We start from the raw sequence: 20,420 nt of genomic DNA on the forward strand, positions 1-20,420 counted from the left end.
CCTTATCTTGCAGGCCTTCTAGGCAGTAGTTCTTAAGTATCCTACCCCGTTACTAGTTGTGAGGCCCATCCACGAGGGCTGCATAGGCGCAGCCGCGAGCCGCCACTTCCTCGGGGCTTAAGCCCATGGCTGCCAACTGCAGAGGCGAGCCGTCTCCTCTGCCCACAAAGATCTGAGAGGACACGTTGCCTATGACCATGTCCCAAAAGCGGTCCAGATCCATCCCATAGGCAGCGCCCAAAAGAGCCCGAGTAAAGCCGCCATGGGTGACGCAGGCCACACGCCCTTGGAACCGGGCGGCCACGTCCAAAAAGCTCTGGGCACGCCCCAGAATCTGCTCGAAGGACTCGCCCCGTGGCGCTGGATGTGATCGGCTTTGAGCATCTACTGGCCAGGGGAAGCGGTAGCCCAACTCTTTGGCCTCAACAGAGGTGAGCCCTTCTATGGCGCCAAAGTCGATCTCGATCAAGCGCTCATCCACCTGAGGCTGCATCCCTAGGCAGAGGGCCGCTCCGTAGGCGATGGAGCGGCAGCGCACCAAGGGCGAGGTGATGATGCGATCGGGTTTCCAGGCCACCAGCGCCTGCACCGCCCGAGCACACTGGCGAGCACCCGCGTCTGAGAGCTCCACGTTCACGCGCCCCGAATAGACATTGGCCACATTTCCCAGTGTCTCGGGGTGGCGCATAAAAAGAACCTCGCTCATGAGCGATCCTTCCAGCCAGAAACTTCCTCTGAAGCAGCTTTTACCACCATGTCGAGGGCCGCTTGCTCGTCCGGAGTCACCAGACGCCACCGGCCTTGGGGCAACTCTCCCAGCTCCAGCGGGCCAAAACTCTCGCGATGGAGCGCCGCCACCGGGTGGCCCACCGCAGAAAACATCCTTTTTACCTGGTGCTTCTTGCCCTCATGAATGGTCAGGGCCACTACCGAGAAGCCCGCAGGCACCCCATCTGGGGCTACTTTGGCCCTTCTGGGGTCTTGAGGGTCCATGGGCTCAACGGCCGCCGGAGCGGTGATGCCGTCCTCCAACTCAACGCCAGCCTCCAGCTGGGTGATAGCTTTAGGGCTCAAAGCCCCCTGTATGAGGGCCAGGTAGGTCTTGGGCTTCTCCTGGGAGGGATGGAGCAGCGCCTGGGCCAGGTCGCCATCGGTGGTGAAGAGCAGGAGGCCCGTAGTGTCGTTGTCCAGACGCCCCACCGGGAAGATCCCTGGATAACGGTCCTTGGGGATGATATCTGCCACGCAGGCGCGCCCCTTGGGGTCATCCATGGTGGTGATCATGCGAGGGGGCTTGTTCAAGATGAGCGAGACCGGCTTCGAGGACAGGTCGTAGCGCACCCCGTCGACGGTAACCACGTCTTTGGCAGGATCCACCTTGGAGCCAAGTTGGGTCACCACCTGGCCGTTGACCTGCACGCGCCCGGCAGTCATGAGGTTTTCTGAGCCTCGGCGGCTGGCCACGCCCGCCCGGGCCAAGAAGCGCTGGAGGCGCATGGTACGAGGATGGTCCTTGGGTCTCTCAGGAGCCTCACTCATCATCGTCCTCCTGGTCCTCCGGGTCCAAGAGCGCAGAGAAGAGGGACTCTGAGGGCTCGTCCTTCTCGGCATCTTCGAGCTCGTCCTCATCGTCCAGAGGCACCATGGCGGGCCTTCCACTCAGGCGTTCCAAGATGAACTGGCGGGAGGCCTCGTCGGGAGCGAAGTCTTCCAAGGGCGGCAGGCCTTTGATGGATGCCAGGCCAAAGCGCTCCAGGAAGGCCTGGGTGGTGCCGTAAAGGACGGCGTGGCCTCTGTCGCGCTCGCGGCCTGCCTCTCGCACCAGGCCCTTGTCCATGAGGGAGGCCACCACGCCGTCGGAGTTCACGCCGCGCACCGCACGGATGCCCTCGCGGCTCACCGGCTGATGGTAGGCGATGACCGCCAGAGTCTCTAGAGCTGCCTGGGAGAGCTTGCGGGTGTCCCAGGAAGCCACCAAAGCCTCTACCTGGTCGTGGTAGGCCGGATGGGTGGCCAGACGCCAGCCACCTGCCACTTGACGCAGCTGGAAGCCGCGGTTGGCATCCTGGTACTCGGCGGAGAGGTCTGCCAAGGCGCTTACGGCCTCGCCGGGGGTGATCCCAAGGATGCGGGAGACTGTAGTGGCAGGCAACGGGTCTACCGAGACCAGCAGCAGCGCCTCGATGCATCCTTTGAGAGAGTCGTCAGAAAGGGCCGAAAGCTCCTCTGTCATTGCTCCTCGCTTTCTTCTAAGGCCGCCGCCAGGTCTTCCAATGCGGCTTCTCGATGGGTCGCCTGAGCCAGCGCAGCCAGCTTGTCTGCCAGCGCCTCTTCGCCCAAGGCTTCCAACTCGTCGCGCTCGACGGCTTCTTGGAGGGTGTTCTCTATCTCTGCCACCGCCTCTGCCGGGGGCTCGTAGGGAGCGGCCCCCTCGATGTGGGCGATGGCGATATCGCCAAAAGGCTCCTGCTGCGACACCGTGATGGCACCGGCCTTAAAAAGCTCCAGCACCGCCAAGAAGGTCACCACCACGGTCTCCGGGCTGCGCGACCCTGCCAAAAGATCGTCAAAGGTGAGAGCTTTGCGAGAGCGCACCTGACGGTCCACCGAGGCCACGGTAAGGGCCACAGGCAGGCGCTTGGGGGCGATGTGCTCGGCTTCCAGCAGCATAGACTCGCGACGGGAGTCCAAGTCTGCACAGAGCACCGCCAGGCCAGAGAGGGTGACGTCTTTCAAGAAGTCCGGCATGATGCCCAAAAACTCCGGGTCTGGCCCCGCGGTGCGCGGATGCATGCGGGCCTCCAGCTCCATGCGGGCGCCCAGTGCAGCCGCGGCATTGCGAAATTGCTTGTAGGCCATAAGGCGAGCTACCAGCACGTCGCGGCTCTGGAGGGGATCCAGATCCTCAAAGTCCTCGTCTTCCTCGTCCAACGAGGTAAGCTTCTCCCCTTCTTGAGGCAAAAGGGAGGCCGCTTTGATCTCCAGCAACGTGGAGGCCACCAACACAAAGTCTGAGGCAACCTCCAGATCCATCTGACCCATGGACTCCACCTCGGCCAGGTATTGGTCTGCCACCTGGGCGATGGAGATGGCGCCTATGTCGAGCCTCTGGCGGTTCACCAGGGCCAAGAGCAAGTCGAAGGGGCCAGAGAAGGCTTGAGTGCGCACATGATAAGACATGGGTTAGGCCAGCCCTCCAAAGATCAGCAGGTCGTAGATGGGCCCTGCGGTGACATCAAAGTAGCTGGAAAGGGGGCTTATGTGGAAGAACTCCGGCAGCATGTAGAGCACCACCAGCAGGATGGCCATGGTGTAGGGCTGGATGCGGTCGTAGGCGGCCCGGGCGCGCCCCCGCAAAAAGGCAGTGATCACATGGGAGCCATCCAGCGGGGGCAAGGGAATGAGGTTGAAGAAGCACAGGATGAGGTTCACCCATACGTAATCAAGAAGGATCTCCAGCACGATGGGCGCGCCGTTGAGCACCTGGGGTGCAAAGTCATAAAGCCCATGGAAGACGAGGGCCGCCACCGCCGCCTGCAGCAGGTTGGAGGCAGGGCCCGCCACCGCCACCAACACTTCGTCCCGAGGCACTTTGCGCAGCCGATAAGGGTTGTAGGGCACCGGCTTGGCATAGCCAAAGACCGGCCCTCCCAGAAGCACCATGATGAAGGGCAGGATGAGAGAGCCAAAAGGATCGATATGGCGCAGAGGGTTCAACGACAGCCTGTGAGCCTCCTTGGCGGTAGGGTCGCCGCAGAGGTAGGCCACATAGCCGTGGGCCACCTCGTGAATGGTGGCGGCCAGCATCACCACCAGCACGGTGATGGCAGCCTGAAGGACGGCAGAGACACTAAACAATCCCATGGCCCCTCCCTACCTGAGCGCCGAGGCGATGCGCAGGCAGGCCCAATCCACCACAAAGAGGGCGATGGCCAAAAGCGCGAAGTCGCCGCGAAAGGCGCCGCCCAAAGGCGTGGGGATCACCAGCATGCCCGAGATGGCCGAGGGCACCATGCCGTTGAGCGTCATGATGACCCCCACCACCCCTAGATTGGTGGCAGTGCCCAAGCACAAGATGACCACCAAACCAGAGAGAAGGATGGCTACGATGCGGGCCAGATAGGCCACCATTCTGAAAAGCGCCGAGAAAAGACGCCTAATCATCCTGCTGCGCCTCCTCCAGTTGGGCGGAGAGCTCCAGCCACTCCTCTTCTAACGCCGGAAGCTTCTTCTTGAGGGCCGAATACTCCTTCATGGCCTCGTCGAACTTCTCTGCATTGTTGTAGAGCTCTTCTGAGGCCATGAGCGCCATAAGCTCGTCGTAACGGGCTTGGGAGCTCGCCAGCGCCTTTTCCACCTGGGACAGGCGCTTCTTGGTGCCTGCCAGCTTCTTGTTGCGGGCGTTTCTGGCCTCGGCCTCGGCCCGGCGCTGCTCCTTGGTCTTCACGTTGCGTCCAGCGGGCTTGGCCGCGTCCTTCTCGGCTGCCGACAAGGACTCGCCCTGGCCACCTTCAGCTTTAGGAGCCTTGGCGCCAATGGCCACCACGTTGCGAGAGCCCGCGGCAATGCTCGTGTCCCCAGCGGCAGCCTCCTCGGCCCGGCGGGCCTCCAGCTCGGCGCGCTTGAACAAGAAGTAGTCGTAGTCGCCGTCGTAGACAGTCACCTGGCCGTCGCGCACATCCACGATCTTGTTGGCCACGGCGCGCACCAGATGCTCGTCGTGGGAGATGAGCACGATGGTGCCGTCGAACTCCACCAGGGCTTCTTCTAACACCTGCACCGAGTCGATGTCCAAGTGGTTGGTGGGCTCGTCCAGGCAGAGCAGCGGGTCTGGCGACACGATCATCTTGGCCAGGGCCAAGCGGGCGCGCTCGCCACCGGAAAGCATGGAGACGCGCTTCTCCACATCGTCGCCGTGGAACAGGAAGGCGCCCAAAAGCTGGCGCTCTTGGGAGGTGGTCCAGCTGGGAGCCACGCCGTCGATCTCTTGCAGCACGGTGTTTGCAGGGTTGAGCTCCTCCAGCTGGTGCTGGGCATAGTAGGCAAGCTCCACGTTTTTGCCTAGCTCGATGGAGCCGGCGTCGGGCGCCAGATGGCCGCAGATGAGCTTCATGAGGGTGGACTTGCCTGCGCCGTTGGGACCTACCAGGGCCACATGGTCGCCCCGGTAGAGGGTGAGGTCTGCATCCTCGTAGACCACGTTGTCGTCGAAGGCCTTGCGCACGTGGTCCACCTTGACCACCATGTCGCCGGTGCGCGGAGGCTCAGGGAACCTGAAGTGCACCTTTTTGGACTGCTCGGGAAGCACCACCAGCTCGCGCTTGATGGCCTCGATGCGCGCCATGCGCTCCTGGGCCGCCTTGGCCTTGGTGGGCTTGTAGCGAAACTTGTCCACAAAGACCTGCATGTGGTTGATCTCGCGCTCCTGAGCCGCACGCTTGGCGCGCAGCTGCTCCAGGTTGGCCTCGCGCTGGCGCAGGTAGTCGGAGTAGTTGCCCGTATAGGTGCGCAGCTGGCGGTTCTCCAGGGCTGCCACGTGGTCCACGCAGGCATCCATGAAGGCGCGGTCGTGGGAGACGATGAGCACCACGCCGTCGTAGGAAGACAAGAACGACTCGAACCACTGGACGCTTTCCAGGTCCAGGTGGTTGGTGGGCTCGTCCAGCAGCAGCACGTCTGGGTGGCGCAGCAAAAGCTTGGCCAGCGAGATGCGCATCTGCCAGCCGCCAGAAAACTCCAGCGCCGGCTTGTCCAGGTCTTCCACCGGAAAGCCCAGGCCGCACAAGATCTGCCTGGCCCGGCTCTCCAGCTCATAGCCGCCGGCCGCCTCGAAGCGGTCGCGGGCGCGCCCATACTCGTCCATGGCTTGCTGGAGGCGAACGGGGTCCTTCTCGGAAGCCATGGCAAGCTCCAGCTCTGAGATGCGCTCGCCCAAGTGCTGGATTTCTGTGGCAGAAGACATCACTTCTTCAAGGGCCGTGTCCTTGCCGGCCAGTTGGGCCTCCTGCTCCAGATAGCCCACCGTGGCGCCCTTGGCAAAGGCGACGGTTCCCTCGTCCGGCGTCTCCAAGCCCATCACAATTTTTAGCAGCGTGGTCTTGCCGGCGCCGTTAGGGCCCACCAAAGCCCAGGACTCGCCTGCGTTGAGCTGCATGGTTGCGTTGGAATAGAGCGCCTGAGGGCCAAAGGACTTGGCCACTTTGTCGATGAGAAGGATCACGGAGCTAAATCACTTTCTATAGTAAGTACCCAAGCAGGAAGGCCTTAGGGCTGCCGAGAAGCCCGGCCGCAAGCCCTTGCTAGTCACAGGTGAGATGGATGGCAAAGCCGCCGATAGGCTGCTCAAAGTAGACCAGCTGGGTCTCGCCTGAAGGCAGAAGGCGGCGGCTGGATTCGTCGATGGCAAAGCCGCGGGCAGCAAACCACTTTTCTGCCTCGGGAATATCGTCCACATGAAAGCCGATGTGGCCGCGCTCGCCGCGGCCCGGCTGCTTCATGATCTCCACCATGGTGTCGCTAAAGAGCGACACCGGCGTCTCACGGGTCTCCAGGCCCATGAGGCAGGAGAAGAGCTGGGCGATCGCGGCTGCTTCCACCTCATCGGCAGCATTGATGCCCACGTGGGCGAGCCTCAGGCCAAAGAGCTCCTGGGGTGTCTTTTGCGTATCCATAGGGCGGCCTCCTTGCCCGTCGATGGTTGTCTATCTATGGCCAGAGATGCAGCAACAGCCGTGCCCGACAAAAAAAAGGAAGGCATCCCCCTATGCGCACCCGTGCTTGCCCAGCCCACACAAGCCGACAGCCCCAAATGGCCATGAACTTTTAGTTTAGCGCTCCCGCAAGCTTTGAATGACGGCCGCGCAGCCTCCGTGGCACCTCACCACGGCACCTGCAGAAGCTCGCACGATATTGGAAATCCCCCGATCGCTCAGGGCATCCATGACGTGGTGGTCCAGCAGCCACTCGAAGCCCTCCTCAGAGATGGAGGTGTTGTCTGCCAGAGGCACCACAGAGAGCACCTCTCCCGGCTCCCCCACCCTCACTTCTTCGCGAGCCCCCGGCGCGACAAGCTGCACCTTTTGGGTGGCGCCTATAAGATCGATAGCCCAGCGGCTATAACGCCGACAGGTTCCCAAGACCGCCAATTCATGGTCCAGCCGGCCACCCAACGCGCAGAGCACTACAAAATGCGGGGACGCGCCCCTCTGGACAGCCCAGGCCTCGCCTTGCTCAAAGGCCACTTCCAAGTCTGTCATGTCCTTGTGCCAGGAGAGGTCCACCCGGGCTACGCCGCTGGATTCCAAGGCAGCCAAATCGGCCGGCTCCACCGAGTCGCTGTCCCCCACATAAAGCTGGGGCACCACCTGTGCGCGACGACACCAGGAGTAGCCTTTATCGGCAGCGATGACGTAGCGAGCCTGGCTGCAAAGCTGGGCCACACGCGCCAAATCCGTGGGCTCCGGCGAGCCCGCTACCAGGACAACGAGGGCTTCAGGCTCAGCGGGCGCAGCGCTCATGAGAGGGAGCGCAGGGCGTCGAAAGTGACTCCCGGCCAGCCGCAGGTGAGCACCACGTCGCAGACCTCGCCCATGTCCTGGGGGCTAAAACGGCTGGACGGCCAGTGGAGCCCCAGCGTCTCGAAGCCCGCGCCCTTGGCAGAGGCGGCAGCCACCAGGGCATCCTCTGCCACCAACGTGACGCCGGGATCTGTGCCTAGGGCCTCTGCGGCGGCCAGATAGATGTCGGGCGAGCTCTTGGAGGGGTAGCCCATAGATGCCGAGAAAACCGCATCAAAGTAACCGGTGAGCCCAAAGCAGTCCAGGGCATAGTTCACCAGTTCAAGCTCTGTGCATGATGCGATGGCCATGGGGATGTGCGCGGCAGCCACCTGGTCCAAGAAGCCTTTGGCGCCCGGCAAGAGCTTCTGAGCGGCATAGCCTTCTTTAGCTCGGGCGATGAGCCCACGCTTGAGCTCCTGGACCGTGGCGGGAACAGAGTAGGTCTTTACAAAGAGCGCCAGGGAGGTGTCCATGTTCATGGTCTCAGCCTCTGCCATATGGGCCTCGGCCTGCTCTGGGGAGACATAGCGAGAGAAATAGTCAGGAAAGATGGTGCGCCACATGCCCATGGAGTCCAACAAGGTGCCGTCCATGTCAAATATCATTCCTTGAATGTCCATAGAACTCCCTCTCTTGCGCATCCGTCTCTTAAGAACTGTAGCTCAAAGGGGTATCTTGAGAGGGTTTAAGAACTTTTATGAAAGGACTGGTATGGCACGTTACGACTACCGCTGCCCCAAATGCGGCCTCATCTTCGAGGTGGAGCACCCTATGGGAGAGAAGCCGGAGATCCTGTGCCCTGCCGACGGCGAGGTGTGCGAGCACGTCTTCGAGCCCAGCGCCATCGCCTTTACCGGCAGCGGCTTTTACAACACTGACCAGCGAGACTCCTCTTCCAAGAGCGCCAGCCATTGCGACAGCTGCTCCGGCGGCGATTGCTCCCACTGCGCCAGCTAACCCGCTGCGCCAGCCAACCTGGCTTCCCACACGCTGCGCCGTGCCTGCCGCTGCTAAAAAACGCCTCCCTCTCACGTAGGAAGCGGTTCTTAGCAGCGGCGCCTATTTATGGATCCGCAAACACCCGCACTCGCAAGCGCCTAGGAGCGCCGAATGAGCCTGGCGGCAAAGTGGCCGTCTGGCCCCAAAAGCGCCGGCATGCTGCAGAAGTAACCCTCAGGGGTGGTGTGGGAGGCCACCAGCTCTTGGAAGGGCTCGGGCGCCCCTGCCACACCGGGAGCATCGCACACATTGGCCACCGCGAACTGGCTGCCGAGCGGCGTATTCAAAAAGGCGTCCAGCACCGCCTGGTCTTCCTGAGTGCAGATGGAGCAGGTGGCGTAGACGAGCGTGCCTCCTGCCTTTACGCGATGGGCGGCGGCACAGAGGATGGACCATTGGAGTTGAGGCAGCCCTGTTGGTCCCAAGTTTTCTTGCTTGACCGTCCAGGGAATCTCTGGATGCCTGCGCATGGTGCCCGTGCCCGAGCAAGGCACATCGCAAAACACTGTATCAAAGATGCGATCTAGCTCTGGAGGCAACGCGGAGTCTGCCAGTTTAGTGGCGTCGTAGGCAAGCGAGAGCACCGAGGCTTCCCAGCCGTGGCTCACACGCTCGGTGGCCAGACGCACTTTAGACTCTGATACATCTACCGCCACGATAGAGGCAGCGCCGCCCAGCGAAGCCGCCGCATTTTCCAACAGCAGCGTTTTGGTGGCGCGGCCTTGACCCACCTCAAGCAGGCTGGATCCCGGCTGCGGAGCTCCAATGCGGCTCACCATTTGCGAGCCCAGATCGCTCACCACCACATTCACGCTGCCAATAAGCCCGCTGCCATTGAGCGCCGCGGGCTTCTCCAGCAAGAACGATCCCGGCAGCGCAATGGGCACCGGCGCCGTTTGCGCCTCTTGGAGCTTGGCGAAGGCTGCCTCGGGCGTAGTGACTCCCGTGTTGGTGGCCACCCACACCGGAGCGGGCTCCAACTGGGACAAGGCCACCTGAGCCGCTCTCACGTCTCCCCAAGACGCCTTGATGGTGGCGGCCAGCCACTCCGGCATGCCCGAAGCCGCCGCCAACAGCTCGTCGCTTATGACTCCCCCATTGGCCACGCAGGCTTCCACTGCGTCCTTCGCGGCGCGCACCCGCGGCCGCTCCTCTGCCGCCACACGGCGAAGCACCGCATTGGCCAACCCCGCTGCCCGAGGCGCCACGTCACGCACCAGCTCCACGCCCTGAGAGACCGCCACCTGCGTGGCGGTGTCCAAATGCAGCAGCTCAAAGCAGGCCAGCCGCAAGGCATCCCGCACCCGAGGCTGCAAACCCTTAGGCTTTGCCACATAGCGGTCCAGCACATCGTCCAGCTGCCCCACGCAGGCGCAGGTGCCCAGCACCAACCGAGACGCAAGCCCCCGCGACTTAAGCGAAAGCCGAGTCATCTCCGGCGCCACGCGCAGCAGCTCGCGAGCGTAGGCATCCCGCCGCCTCGCCCTGGACACCACCGTCAACGCCACTTTTCTCGCAGGAGCGCAGGAGGCCATAGGCTAGATCTTCTCCCAGGTAGCATTCTTCACATCATGCAAGCCACGCGCCCAGGCAGCCGCGTCCATCTCGCGCTTGCCGTCGGGCTTCACCTCAAGGAGCTCCAGCGCCCCATCACTGCAACCCAAGAGCAGTGCTTTATGCACCAGAGCCACCTGCCCAGCGGCTATATTGGCCGCCTCCGGTTGCCGAGAAACCCGTGCCCTCATGACCCGCAAGGCTTTGGCGGCCACCACCGCGCGAGAAGGCGCCGCATCCATGGATGCCTGCACCTTGCGTGCATTGTCTGCGGCAGTGAGCGCTGGGTCCAGCGCCATCTCCTGCTTGGCGATCTTTTGGGCGTAGGTCACCAACGACTCATCCTGAGCCTGCCACTCAAGTGTTCCGGCTTCCATGGCGTTAAGGGCATCCACCAGCAGGTCTGCGCCCAACTGTGCCAGCTCGTCCATAAGGATGGGGGCGGGTTTATCGGCAATTTCCACTGAACCGGTAAGGCTGTAGTCTCCAGCATCCAGCTCATGGACCACCTGCATGATGGAGACGCCCGCGCGCTCGTCGCCTGCCAGAATGGCTCGTTGGATGGGAGCGGCGCCTCGCCAGCGAGGCAGCAGCGACCCATGGACGTTCACTGTGGGGGCGATCTCCATAACACTGTCGGGCAGAAGCGCGCCGTAGGCTGCCACGCAGATGACGTCGGGGGCGAGATCTTTGAGCTGCTGGAGCACCTCCGGGGTGATGCGCGAAGTCTCAATCACCGGAATTTGACGCTCCTGAGCTGCAACTTTGACAGGGGAAGGCACCAGCTTTTTGCCACGGCCGCGCACGGCATCTGGTCGAGTAACAGCCGCCACCACATCAAAGTTTTTGTTCAGGGCTTCCAGCGAAGGCACCGCGAAGTTGGGAGTGCCCATAAACAGCACGCGCATGGGGATCTCCTAGTCAGTCTCGCCGGGGCGCACGCCCTCTTTGATAGCGGCCTCTACCTGGCCTTTTGCCTTCATGCGGGCCATGGGGCCCAGATGGTCCAGCATGGTGACGCCGTGCAGGTGATCGATCTCGTGCTGCAGGCAGCGGGCCATGAGCGAGCCCTCGGCCTCGTAGCGCATGGTATCGCCGTCGAGGTTCTGTGCATGGACCACCACGTGGCTGGGACGCTCCACATCCACCGAGATGCCCGGGAACGACAGGCACCCCTCCGAGCCCATCATAGGCTCGCCGTCGGCCTCGATGATTTGGGGGTTGATAAGCACGTAGGGATTCTTGGCCGTGCCATCGCCCCAATCGCAATCGATGACCACCATGGACACCGACTTGCCAATTTGCGGCGCTGCCAACCCGCAGCCCTCTGCTGCATACATGACGTCCAGCATATGGTTGGCCAGCTCTTTGACCTCGTCGTCAATGGTCTCGATGGGCTCCGTCTCCCCTTTGAGGACGGGGTCGCCCATCAGCACAATCTCATCAAGCATAGAATCTTTAGCAGCCATAACGCTCCTTGTGGTCTAACTTTTCTCCCTTCCATTTTACCCACCTCGTCCCCTCTCTTAAGAAAAGCCATGAGATATGGCAATCCCTCTCTCTGCCGAGAAGGACGTGCAACCGGGAGTGATATCACGGAAGGATATACGGTATCATTTTCTTGTATTATGATACCGTATTCTGCTCAATGATACCGAAAGGATCTCCATGCACCGTTATGAGTACCACTGGCCGGAGCTTGCGCTGGATCCCACCATCGTTCGGCTTCTTACCGAAGCGGAGCGGAATCGTGGTGCTTGGAAAACTTCTTCAGAAGAAGCACCAACCTCTCTTCCGTCTATGGCATCCGGTGCAAGAATCTTAAGTACCCTCGCATCCAACGCCATCGAGGGAATCCGAACCACACCAGACCGTGGCATCGCCGTAGCAGAAGGAACGGTCACACCGCATACTCATGACGAACGAGAAATCGCCGGCTACAGCGATGCCCTTGCTCTCGTTCAGGAGAATTATCGCGCCATGGAAGTTTCTGACAACTTAATCCTTCAGTTGCATCGTGACCTTTATCGAAGAAGCGGCGATTCCCTAGGCGGGCACTTCAAGGACAGCGACAACATCATCGCCGAGGTCGCCACAGATCGAAAGGCGTTCACCAGGTTTAAGCCTGTATCCGCAAGTCGCACTCCAGATGCCGTAAAAGAACTCTGCCATGCGTGGTCTGAGACCCGCCAAAGTGGCATCATAAGCCCTCTCCTCCTTTGCGGGGCCTTCGTGCTGGATTTCACCTGTATTCATCCATTTTTAGATGGTAATGGGCGCATGAGCAGAATTTTGACCCAACTCCTACTCCTCAAAGACGGCTACGACGCCGTACTCTACTCTCCCATCGAGGCTATCATCGAACGTAGACGCCAAGAGTACTACGATGCCCTGCAAGCATCTTCAGTGGGTTGGCACGAGAACATTTCAGATCTCAAGCCATTCCTTTGCTTCCACCTCGAAACTGTGATCGAGTGCCAGCGGGAGGCTTTGCGTCAAATCAGAGAGCAGAATGATACCGCAGCATCAAAGACCCAGAAAGTCATTGCATTCATGGCGTCTCGCCAGGCCCCATTTAGAAAAAAGGACATTCTCAACGCATTGCCTGATATCTCCGAGATCACAGTCAAACGAACGCTCGCGGAGGCCAGACGAGACGGCCTAATCGCTCTACTAGGCGCTGGTAAGTCCTCTGCCTACGTTTGGAAAGGCGAACGCTAAAAAAGGGACCTTATATTCACCGCCGCCACTTCGACAGGAGCGCTCGGTGTCACGCCGAAGCAGTTGCTGGAGAAGCTGGCGTTTCTGTTTGATCGCTTTTTTATTTTTAATTATTAATTAGAAAGGAAAGTTGTCCTCATCGTCATCCCAGTCGCTAGGAAGTATAGGCGCTCCATTCTTGTCAAAGGAGGGATTGCAGGTACAAGGATCTAGTTCCGCAGCTGAAGGTCTTTCTAGACACACCTTGGGAGGAAGGTTAACCACTTCAATTTTAAATGTTTTTGTGTGACTAGCAAGTTGCAACAGTAAACGCTCAAATCCAACTAAATTATCTATCATAAAGTGAGTAGCCCTTGGTAAAACGCGCCTGGGAATTGGAACATGCGCTCTTTGCCATCAAGGAATATGACGATCTTTCCTCGATCGCGATCTACCTTGCACACCTCGCCGTAGCCGAAGGCCCGGTGGAACACTGTGTCGCCCGGCTCGAGAGCATCGAGCGCAGCTTCGTCCACTTTGGAAGCTGCAGGTTTTTGCTCAACCTCTGCTGGCCAACCCTTAAGCCACCAGCCAGGGCGATGGCCTGTAGCTTTGGAGCCACGTGCCGAGAAGGTGAACTCTACTCCTCTGTCTTTAAGACCTTGCATACGCGGACGCAGCTCAGCACCCCCGAATACCCAAAGGTTGCCGTCCTTTTCACGACGGTCAACGAAGGGGACATTATCTGAAGCAAATTCCGAGGTAATCCAGTCCCTGGGCACAGCTACGGTTTCTCCGACTGTAGCTACAACTACATCACCAGCACTAATGGGCTCGGGTGCCTCTGTATGGATGCGATGTTCGCGACCACTGGGGGTGATCATGGATTCCTCTTGCGCCGCCTGCAGATAGTCGATCTCAGATAGCGACGTGTCGAAAAGACCCACGCGCTCGCCGGCGTGCCGGTTTACGCCTGCATACTCGAGGCTCGCGTCCTCATAGCGCCGGAACTTGTAGATGGCGTCGTTCATGAGGGCGTCATTGAAGACGCCGAGCGAGACGAGCAGCTCGAAGTCCTCCACCGTGAGCCCGCACACCTTCTGGAACAGTCCCGACTCGAAGCGCCTGATGACGTCCTTGAACGTCTGTTCGCGGTAGTCGGTGAGGTACATGAAGACGGGGATCCTCGTGGCAAACTTGATGAGCTTCTCCTGCACGAGCTTGCGCTTGCTCCGGACCTCCTTCTCTTCCTGAGTGAGCTGCTTCTTATCCTTGGGGGTGAGGTCGCCCTCGCTGTCGCGTTTGGCCTTCTTGACGGCCTCGCTCTTGTTGACGATGGTCTCGAGCACATGGTCGCCCAGGGCGCGGAAGCCCTCGATGCCCATGATGGCGTCCATGGCCCGCTCGTCGTCGATGATGCGCTGGAGCGTTGCGTTGTCCACGTTGACGAGCAGGGCACTCTCCCACCGGCGCGCCAGCAGCGTGGCCGAGGTGCCGGCCATAGCCATGTCGAGGATCTCAGCCGCGCTCACCTCACGCATGGTCGAGCCGTCGTAGGCGAGGACCGGCAGGAAGTCAATGAACTCCCCCACCTTCTGCTCCGGGCCCACGTCGCTCTCCACATCCAAGCGCACCGAGTAGTCGGACACCATGCGGAGGCTGCGGTCCAACGCGAAGTCGAAGACGTACGCCTCCCGCTTGATGACCTGCACCCGCCCGTCGTCGTCGACGGCCGTCCACGGTGACTGCACGCGGAACGCCGCCTGGAAGTAGGTCTCCGGGCTCCGCATGTTGGTGAGCATGAAGATGCCGCCCCACGGCTTGACGGTCACGCCGGTGGTGAGCTTGCCGCAGGTGAGTGTGATCGTCTTGCTCTCCAGCGGGTCATCCATGGAGGCACGCACCTTGTCTAGGGCGACCTCGCCCATGCCGGCCTCGGAGCCGGCGCAAACGTTGACCGTGTAATCGTGGAAGAACGTGTTCTGCCGCTCGCGCAGGAGGTTGCGCATGGCGTAGCAGCTGCTCACCCGCGGCAGGTACCAGAGGGTGTGGTTGAGCATGGAGAGCAGTCGGGCGTCAGAGTATGGCATGGCAGGACGCTCGGAACCCAGCTTGAGGTCGCCCACAGTGGAGGGGCCGTGGGCGCCACGGATAAGGTCGAGCCACTTCTGCACGGAGTCCTTGAGCACGAACTTGGCTGAGTCACCCTCCCCCGTGGCCTCGAAAAACACGTTGAGGTCGAAGGTGTTGAACTCGCCGCCCTGCGCCACGCGGCGGATGTCCTCGGGCATCTGGTAGGTGAGCATGACCATGCGGGGCAGCGCCTCGTAGGGGTTAGGGGTCCCGGGATGCTCCGCAGGCCACGCCTCCTTGGCGGCCTGCTCGTCGGAGTAGGTCCAGTTGTAGATCTGCTCCTCGATGAACTCACCGGAGTTGAGGGCGCGGAAGGGCGTACCCGAGAGAAACAGGTAGTAGCGGGTGAAGATGGGCAGGTCGCCCTCGTCGATGCCGTTGCCGGTGTTGACCTTGCCGATGCCGGTATCCTGTGGGCCCGTGTCACGCTCGTCATCGTCCTCCTGCGAGAAGAGGCCCTTCGCGTTCTCATTCCAGGCGCCGAAGTGGTACTCGTCGAAGATCACAAGGTCCCAGTCCTCGGTGCGCACCCACTCGTGCTGGGGCTTGAAGGCCCCGTTCCTGCCCTTGCCGAGGAAGTCTTGGAACGATCCGAAGCACACGATGGGCCGGTCCTTGTCGGCAGCCTCGTACTGCCGGGAGATGTCGGGGTCGCCGGGTCGTGCGGGGCGGCTGATGAACTGCCAGCCCTCGAAGTCCACATGCGTCTTGAGGTCCTCCTCCCACGCCGCCTTGACCGCCGGCTTGAAGGTGAGGATGAGGACGCGCTTGAACCCCATGCGGCGGGCGAGCTGGTACGACGCGAAGGTCTTGCCGAAGCGCATCTTGGCGTTCCAGAGGAACTTGGGGGTGCGGTCCGTGGCCTCGCCGTCAAGGAAGCGGAAGTACCTCTCGGTCTTCTCGACGGCCGCGAGCTGCTCTGGGCGCATGGCGAAGGAGTTTGGACGTCCCCTGACCGCCTGGGTGCGGTCGCGCACGGCGCTGTAGGCCACCTGGACGTCCCCGACGGAACAGGCGAACCACTCGGTGAGCTTGCCGGCGTCGTCACGCTTGCGACGGATCCTCATCTCGTCCACGAGCACCCGATGCACCTCGTGGTCCATGAAGGTGGTGCCGTCGGCGCGCATGGCCGGAGCCGCGAACTCCACGTGGTAGGGCTTGATGCCGGGCTTGAGCGTGGGATAGTGCTCGTGCATGCGCTCCTCGACGGTGCGGCTGGTGTAGCCCACCTTGAGGAGGCCGGAGAGCTCGGGGTTGCTGGGCTCGCTGTAGGCGTAGATGACCGGCTCGGTGCTAGGACGCCCGGGAAGCAGGTTGGCGGCGGGCATGGCTAGACCATCTCTTTAATTGTATTAACAATAAAATATCGCTCTGAATCAGTTAACCCATAAATATCAAAGAGCATCTCATCATCCAGAGAATCATCCAGAGAATGAGGGACTGGCACAAAACGGTAGGTCTTCGCCGTTGCGTCTTGACTCACTTTTGCCAGGCTATGTAAAAATCTAACGAACTTTGTCTTTAGATAACAAGATAATGACTTTGCCTGTTCTTCCGAGGAAATGTGTCCAGCCCCTACCACAACATACGACTCCGTACATACAGATCCCGGAGCACCAACAAACGCATTCATATTATCGTCTGGCAGCTCGGTACCTATATTATTTGCTCTAGGAGTAAATACTTTCCAAAGCGGTATCCACTCTTTATGAGATTCAACTTGCTCCTGAGCTATATAACCAACTTTCTTCCCTCGCCCATAGCATCGTACACAGTCATGATCCGACCGCTCACGATTATAAAAGTGCTGGCTGTTAACAAATGAAGTGTCAAGACCAAAAGGCTTACGAGGCGAAATCCATTTTTCCATGCTAATAAAGTTTGGATCTTCTTTTACCTTCTTAAGAATGCTCAGCGCCTCGTAGTAGCGAATAAAGATGCCATTAGAATCATAATCCAACTCACGAGCATTCATCTCGACAGAACCGTTTTGGTGAGTATACACATCAACTTTACTACTACTCTTATCCCGGTCCCAAAGAAAGTAGCAAACACCGCCTCGAATATTGACCCCAGGAAAGCAGTCAGAAGTTATCGGATAATCATGCAGCTCCGCCAGTTGCATACTAGTCAGCATTTCATTTCTAAACGAACCAAGACCTTTCCCGCCTGAATACCATCTTGCCGGTATGATCATTGCAATGTATTTCGGATTGAATTTTATAGCATTCTCTACAAATAGTTGATATATAGGACTTGCACTCGCCTGCGCACCACCATCAGAGAGTTGATAAGGTGGATTCGCAACGATGACGTCGAACTTCATGTCTTTGATCTCTTCCAGGTTCGTCGGGTGGATGAACTCGTATGCGTGCTGCTCGAGGCTCTCGTCCCTGTCGTAGTTGACCTTCGCCGCCCCGCACCACACGCACCGGCCGTTCTTCCAGGTGTGATGCGTGCGGCGGTAGCGCACGTTGCCCTCGGCCATGTCAAAACGCACCACCGAGTACCTGGAGTTGGGGTACTTGGAGCAGTAGAGACTGCGACGCGACAGCAGGCTGCAGAGCTCGGTGGTGGCGATGCCAAACAGCTGCTTCTTGTAGATGTGCTCCAAACGCTCGTCGAGGTCGGGGATCCTGCCCTCCAGGCCTGTGATCAGGCGCTTCGCGATCTCGCGCAGGAAGATGCCGCTCTTGCACGCGGGGTCAAGGAACGTGGCGTCCGGGTCCTCCCAGATCCCGTCCGGCAGCATGTCGAGCACCTGGTTGGCCACCTCGGGAGGAGTGAACACCTCGTCGTTTGACAGGTTGGCCAAGCAGCTCAAGACGTCGGGGTTGTAGGTCTCCGTGAAGAGGTCAGCCATGGTCCACCACCCCGAAGATCGAGGTGGGCGCGAACTCGGCAACGACGGGGGCGAGACGGACGTTCGTCCCCTCCTCGACACCCCACGCCGTCCCCGTGGATGGGAACAGGCTCGGCGTCTCCTCCTGGTTCTCCAGAAGGTCGCAAAGCCGGTAGTCGCGGCGCTTGACCTTGTCGCCGAAGACGAGGGACCACTCGGAGAAAGTAATGGGCTCCCCTTGCGCCGTCTTCATGGTGAGTGCGTCACCGCACTGGATATTGCGCGACAGCACGAAGGCGATGGCATCGAGGAACTCGGGGCTGCCGAAGCGTCCGCAGACACGCTCCCACTCTTGGGTGACGATGCCGAGAAGCCGGTCGCGGCACTCCGCGACGTTGTCCTCGAGCAGCTCCACCCCGTAGAGGCTCGCAACGGCGACGAATGCGTCGCGCTCCCAGACGGCGGCGTCGCGCCTGCACCGCCGGGTCGCCACGGCGAGCTTGCGGCGGAGCACCTCGGCGAGGAAGTTGCCGTTACCGCACGCCGGTTCGAGAAACCGGGAGTCTATGCGTTCAGTCTCCTGCCTCACCATGTCGAGCATGGCGTTTACCTCGCGCTCCGCGGTAAAAACTTCGCCATGATCCACCACGCGCCGGCGCGATTTGACCTGACCCTCTCCCACTTATTCGCCCTTTGAACAGGCGCGGCAGGAGGCCTAGGCTTTGAAAAGGTGTGCCTTTTAAATACCTCTCCCCACACCTTTTTTAGAGACCTCTTGCCACGCAAACTGCAGCTGAATACATGAATTATCACATTGATTAGCTTCGCTGGAAAGGCACACCTTTCGGTAGGTCGCAGAAACCCTACCTCCACATCTAATCCTATTAAGCTTCTTGGCGTCGCCAGCTATCAAAGGTAGAAAGACTCACTCCTAATTGCTGGGCGGCTTCTTTGCGAGTTATCTCCCCTTGGTCAAAGGCATTTTTGACAAATGTATAAGTGGGTGGTTGCTCTATTCGAGGCCTCCCCAAATGTTTGCCACGGGCCCGAGCAGCAGCAATGCCTTGGGCTTGGCGTTCGCGAATCTTATCTCGCTCCATTTGAGCAACGTATGCAAGTAATTGCAAAACAATATTGGACAAGAAATTACCCGTGAGACCACCAACGGTATTACGTGTATCTAGCAAAGGCATGTCTAACACCACCACGTCCACACCTCGCTCATGGGTGAGATCCTGCCAAACACTCAGAATTTCATCGTAATTGCGACCAAGACGATCGATACTGGCGACGTACAACACATCACCTGGTTTAAGTCTCCGTATTAGAGAGCGCCACCCTGGACGATCGAAGTTCTTTCCACTGGCCTTGTCTGTGACTATCTCATCAAGATCCAGTTTAGAAAAAGTATCGAGCTGCCTATCAAGGTTTTGATCTGCAGCAGAAACACGAGCATAGCCAAATAAACGCGAAGCCATACAGCCCTCCCCTACGAGCACTAAGAGGCTGGATTGGCCTGAAAACCAATCCTGGGGAGGAGGTGATACTTAGTATAGCGTACATTTGTTCTATTTTATAGACTTGGATTGAGGTTCACATGATAAAGGTGAAATGTTGTACATATATTGGTACAATATAAGCAGTATACATATAGGAGGTTATATATGGAATGTGTAAGCTACTCAGGGTTTCGACGCAATTTGCGGGAATACCTTGATAAGACTCGTGATGATGCCTGCGAGATACTTGTCACGAGCCAAGATCCGACTTCAAATGTCGTAGTAATGAATGCTTCTGAATACGACTCCCTCATGGAAACGTTAAGAATCTACGAGAATCCAGAGCTCCATCAGAAAATACTCAAAGGAGTAGCCTCGGCTGCATCAGGAGATGTATTTATTCATGACTTAATTGATGATATGGATATCTCAAATGTCTGTGAATAGGAGTAGTCAGAAAGAACGCCACAAAGTTTGGACGACTGATTCTTGGGAAGATTATCTTTCTTGGCAAGCAGGTGATAAAGCCACATTGCGAAGAATTAATCGATTAGTAGAAGAAATATGTCGAACTCCTTTCGAAGGCATAGGAAAACCGGAGCCACTAAAAGGAGACTTATCGGGCTTGTGGTCTAGGCGAATCGACCATAAAAACCGTCTGGTGTATAAGCCTGAGGATGATTGCGTGCTTTTCCTCTCTTTACGCGACCATTATTAGCGAGATAATCTTTTCCCAACCTAGCGGCCATACTTTATGGGCACGCCTTTTACGTCGTTTATTTGATACACCTACCTTGATTCCGTATCATATTCGCGACATTAGGTAGATCATGAAACGAGCTCTTCCCTTTAGAACTCGCCAAGCAGCTAAAGACATAGAGCAATCCATACGCGATTGGCGAAGACTTCAGACCATTACTTCAGATGAACTTGCTGATATGGCGGGAGTTTCTCGGTCTACGTTGTCTCGTTTAGAGAATGGAGATCCATCGGTGAGCTTGGCGACTCTCCTTAATATTTGCAATGCCTTTGCGCTCACGGATCGTGTCATTGATGCAGTGGATCCCTATGAGACGGATTATAGACGGGCAAGAGCGCCTTAAAGTCTGCCGCAGAGGGTGAGCAGGCCGAAGT

22 protein-coding genes are annotated in these 20,420 nt (G+C 59.1%); 5 read left to right on the forward strand and 17 right to left on the reverse strand.

All coding sequences use genetic code 11. The features are described from left to right. Window positions 1–52: 52 nt before the first annotated feature. The 10 genes from E5334_RS07060 to E5334_RS07105 form a co-directional block, all read right to left on the reverse strand. On the reverse strand, window positions 53–706 hold the full coding sequence (locus E5334_RS07060) for a histidine phosphatase family protein (protein WP_136012890.1): 654 nt from the start codon (window positions 704–706) through the stop codon (window positions 53–55). Beyond that, complete coding sequence (locus E5334_RS07065) at window positions 703–1,539, reverse strand: pseudouridine synthase (protein ID WP_265592230.1); 837 nt, start codon at window positions 1,537–1,539, stop codon at window positions 703–705. Before E5334_RS07065 ends, E5334_RS07060 begins: the two co-directional genes overlap by 4 nt. Beyond that, window positions 1,532–2,233 (reverse strand): SMC-Scp complex subunit ScpB, encoded by a 702-nt coding sequence (scpB, locus tag E5334_RS07070; RefSeq protein WP_136012892.1) that lies wholly within the window; start codon window positions 2,231–2,233, stop codon window positions 1,532–1,534. Before scpB ends, E5334_RS07065 begins: the two co-directional genes overlap by 8 nt. Then, window positions 2,230–3,180 (reverse strand): segregation and condensation protein A, encoded by a 951-nt coding sequence (locus E5334_RS07075; protein WP_136012893.1) that lies wholly within the window; start codon window positions 3,178–3,180, stop codon window positions 2,230–2,232. Before E5334_RS07075 ends, scpB begins: the two co-directional genes overlap by 4 nt. 3 nt (window positions 3,181–3,183) lie before the next feature. Next, window positions 3,184–3,864, reverse strand: coding sequence for a site-2 protease family protein (locus E5334_RS07080; RefSeq protein ID WP_136012894.1), 681 nt, complete (start codon window positions 3,862–3,864; stop codon window positions 3,184–3,186). 9 nt (window positions 3,865–3,873) lie between these two features. Next, window positions 3,874–4,164: a hypothetical protein gene (locus tag E5334_RS07085; RefSeq protein ID WP_136012895.1), complete on the reverse strand. Its 291-nt coding sequence runs from the start codon at window positions 4,162–4,164 to the stop codon at window positions 3,874–3,876. After that, window positions 4,157–6,220, reverse strand: coding sequence for an ABC-F family ATP-binding cassette domain-containing protein (locus tag E5334_RS07090; protein ID WP_136012896.1), 2,064 nt, complete (start codon window positions 6,218–6,220; stop codon window positions 4,157–4,159). Before E5334_RS07090 ends, E5334_RS07085 begins: the two co-directional genes overlap by 8 nt. Window positions 6,221–6,299: 79 nt before the next feature. Then, a complete protein-coding gene (locus tag E5334_RS07095; RefSeq protein ID WP_136012897.1) occupies window positions 6,300–6,671 on the reverse strand; it encodes a VOC family protein in 372 nt (123 codons plus the stop codon). A 156-nt stretch (window positions 6,672–6,827) separates the two neighbouring features. Further along, a complete protein-coding gene (locus E5334_RS07100) occupies window positions 6,828–7,517 on the reverse strand; it encodes a thiamine diphosphokinase (protein WP_136012898.1) in 690 nt (229 codons plus the stop codon). Next, window positions 7,514–8,179, reverse strand: a complete 666-nt coding sequence (locus E5334_RS07105; RefSeq protein WP_167604342.1) for an HAD family hydrolase — start codon at window positions 8,177–8,179, stop codon at window positions 7,514–7,516. The genes E5334_RS07100 and E5334_RS07105 overlap by 4 nt, the downstream gene beginning before the upstream one ends. Before the next feature lie 91 nt (window positions 8,180–8,270). Here E5334_RS07105 and E5334_RS07110 point away from each other — a divergent pair, with 91 nt between their 5' ends. Next, window positions 8,271–8,516, forward strand: a complete 246-nt coding sequence (locus E5334_RS07110) for an FmdB family zinc ribbon protein (protein ID WP_136012900.1) — start codon at window positions 8,271–8,273, stop codon at window positions 8,514–8,516. A gap of 140 nt (window positions 8,517–8,656) precedes the next feature. Here the strand turns inward: E5334_RS07110 and E5334_RS07115 are convergent, their stop codons facing one another. From E5334_RS07115 to def, 3 genes are read right to left on the reverse strand one after another with little or no spacing between them, the layout of a single operon-like run. Further along, window positions 8,657–10,093: an RsmB/NOP family class I SAM-dependent RNA methyltransferase gene (locus E5334_RS07115; protein ID WP_136012901.1), complete on the reverse strand. Its 1,437-nt coding sequence runs from the start codon at window positions 10,091–10,093 to the stop codon at window positions 8,657–8,659. Between the two features lie 3 nt (window positions 10,094–10,096). Then, complete coding sequence (gene fmt / locus E5334_RS07120; protein WP_136012902.1) at window positions 10,097–11,020, reverse strand: methionyl-tRNA formyltransferase; 924 nt, start codon at window positions 11,018–11,020, stop codon at window positions 10,097–10,099. Between the two features lie 9 nt (window positions 11,021–11,029). Next, window positions 11,030–11,581 (reverse strand): peptide deformylase, encoded by a 552-nt coding sequence (gene def / locus E5334_RS07125; protein ID WP_136012903.1) that lies wholly within the window; start codon window positions 11,579–11,581, stop codon window positions 11,030–11,032. Between the two features lie 199 nt (window positions 11,582–11,780). On the opposite strand from def, the gene E5334_RS07130 reads away from it, so the two are divergent. Further along, complete coding sequence (locus E5334_RS07130; protein ID WP_136012904.1) at window positions 11,781–12,833, forward strand: Fic family protein; 1,053 nt, start codon at window positions 11,781–11,783, stop codon at window positions 12,831–12,833. Between the two features lie 335 nt (window positions 12,834–13,168). Here E5334_RS07130 and E5334_RS07135 read toward each other — a convergent pair whose 3' ends face one another. The 4 genes from E5334_RS07135 to E5334_RS07150 form a co-directional block, all read right to left on the reverse strand. After that, complete coding sequence (locus tag E5334_RS07135; RefSeq protein ID WP_136012905.1) at window positions 13,169–16,273, reverse strand: GIY-YIG nuclease family protein; 3,105 nt, start codon at window positions 16,271–16,273, stop codon at window positions 13,169–13,171. Between the two features lie 2 nt (window positions 16,274–16,275). Then, a complete protein-coding gene (locus tag E5334_RS07140) occupies window positions 16,276–17,808 on the reverse strand; it encodes an Eco57I restriction-modification methylase domain-containing protein (protein ID WP_136012906.1) in 1,533 nt (510 codons plus the stop codon). After that, complete coding sequence (locus tag E5334_RS07145; RefSeq protein WP_136012907.1) at window positions 17,801–18,469, reverse strand: SAM-dependent DNA methyltransferase; 669 nt, start codon at window positions 18,467–18,469, stop codon at window positions 17,801–17,803. The genes E5334_RS07140 and E5334_RS07145 overlap by 8 nt, the downstream gene beginning before the upstream one ends. 202 nt (window positions 18,470–18,671) lie before the next feature. Next, on the reverse strand, window positions 18,672–19,265 hold the full coding sequence (locus E5334_RS07150) for a recombinase family protein (protein ID WP_136012908.1): 594 nt from the start codon (window positions 19,263–19,265) through the stop codon (window positions 18,672–18,674). Between the two features lie 186 nt (window positions 19,266–19,451). Between E5334_RS07150 and E5334_RS07155 the strand changes: the two genes are divergently transcribed. The 3 genes from E5334_RS07155 to E5334_RS07165 all read left to right on the forward strand — a co-directional run bounded on the left by E5334_RS07155 (window position 19,452) and on the right by E5334_RS07165 (window position 20,389). Beyond that, window positions 19,452–19,733, forward strand: coding sequence for a type II toxin-antitoxin system Phd/YefM family antitoxin (locus E5334_RS07155; protein ID WP_136012909.1), 282 nt, complete (start codon window positions 19,452–19,454; stop codon window positions 19,731–19,733). Next, the gene (locus E5334_RS07160) at window positions 19,720–20,004 is read left to right on the forward strand and encodes a Txe/YoeB family addiction module toxin (RefSeq protein WP_136012910.1); all 285 of its coding nucleotides are present in this window, start codon (window positions 19,720–19,722) and stop codon (window positions 20,002–20,004) included. Before E5334_RS07155 ends, E5334_RS07160 begins: the two co-directional genes overlap by 14 nt. A gap of 112 nt (window positions 20,005–20,116) precedes the next feature. Continuing rightward, the gene (locus E5334_RS07165) at window positions 20,117–20,389 is read left to right on the forward strand and encodes a helix-turn-helix transcriptional regulator (RefSeq protein ID WP_136012911.1); all 273 of its coding nucleotides are present in this window, start codon (window positions 20,117–20,119) and stop codon (window positions 20,387–20,389) included. Window positions 20,390–20,420 lie beyond the last annotated feature (31 nt).

Origin of the sequence: Muricaecibacterium torontonense, from assembly GCF_004793925.1 — a bacterium.
In the GTDB taxonomy this organism is placed as follows: domain Bacteria; phylum Actinomycetota; class Coriobacteriia; order Coriobacteriales; family Atopobiaceae; genus Leptogranulimonas; species Leptogranulimonas caecicola.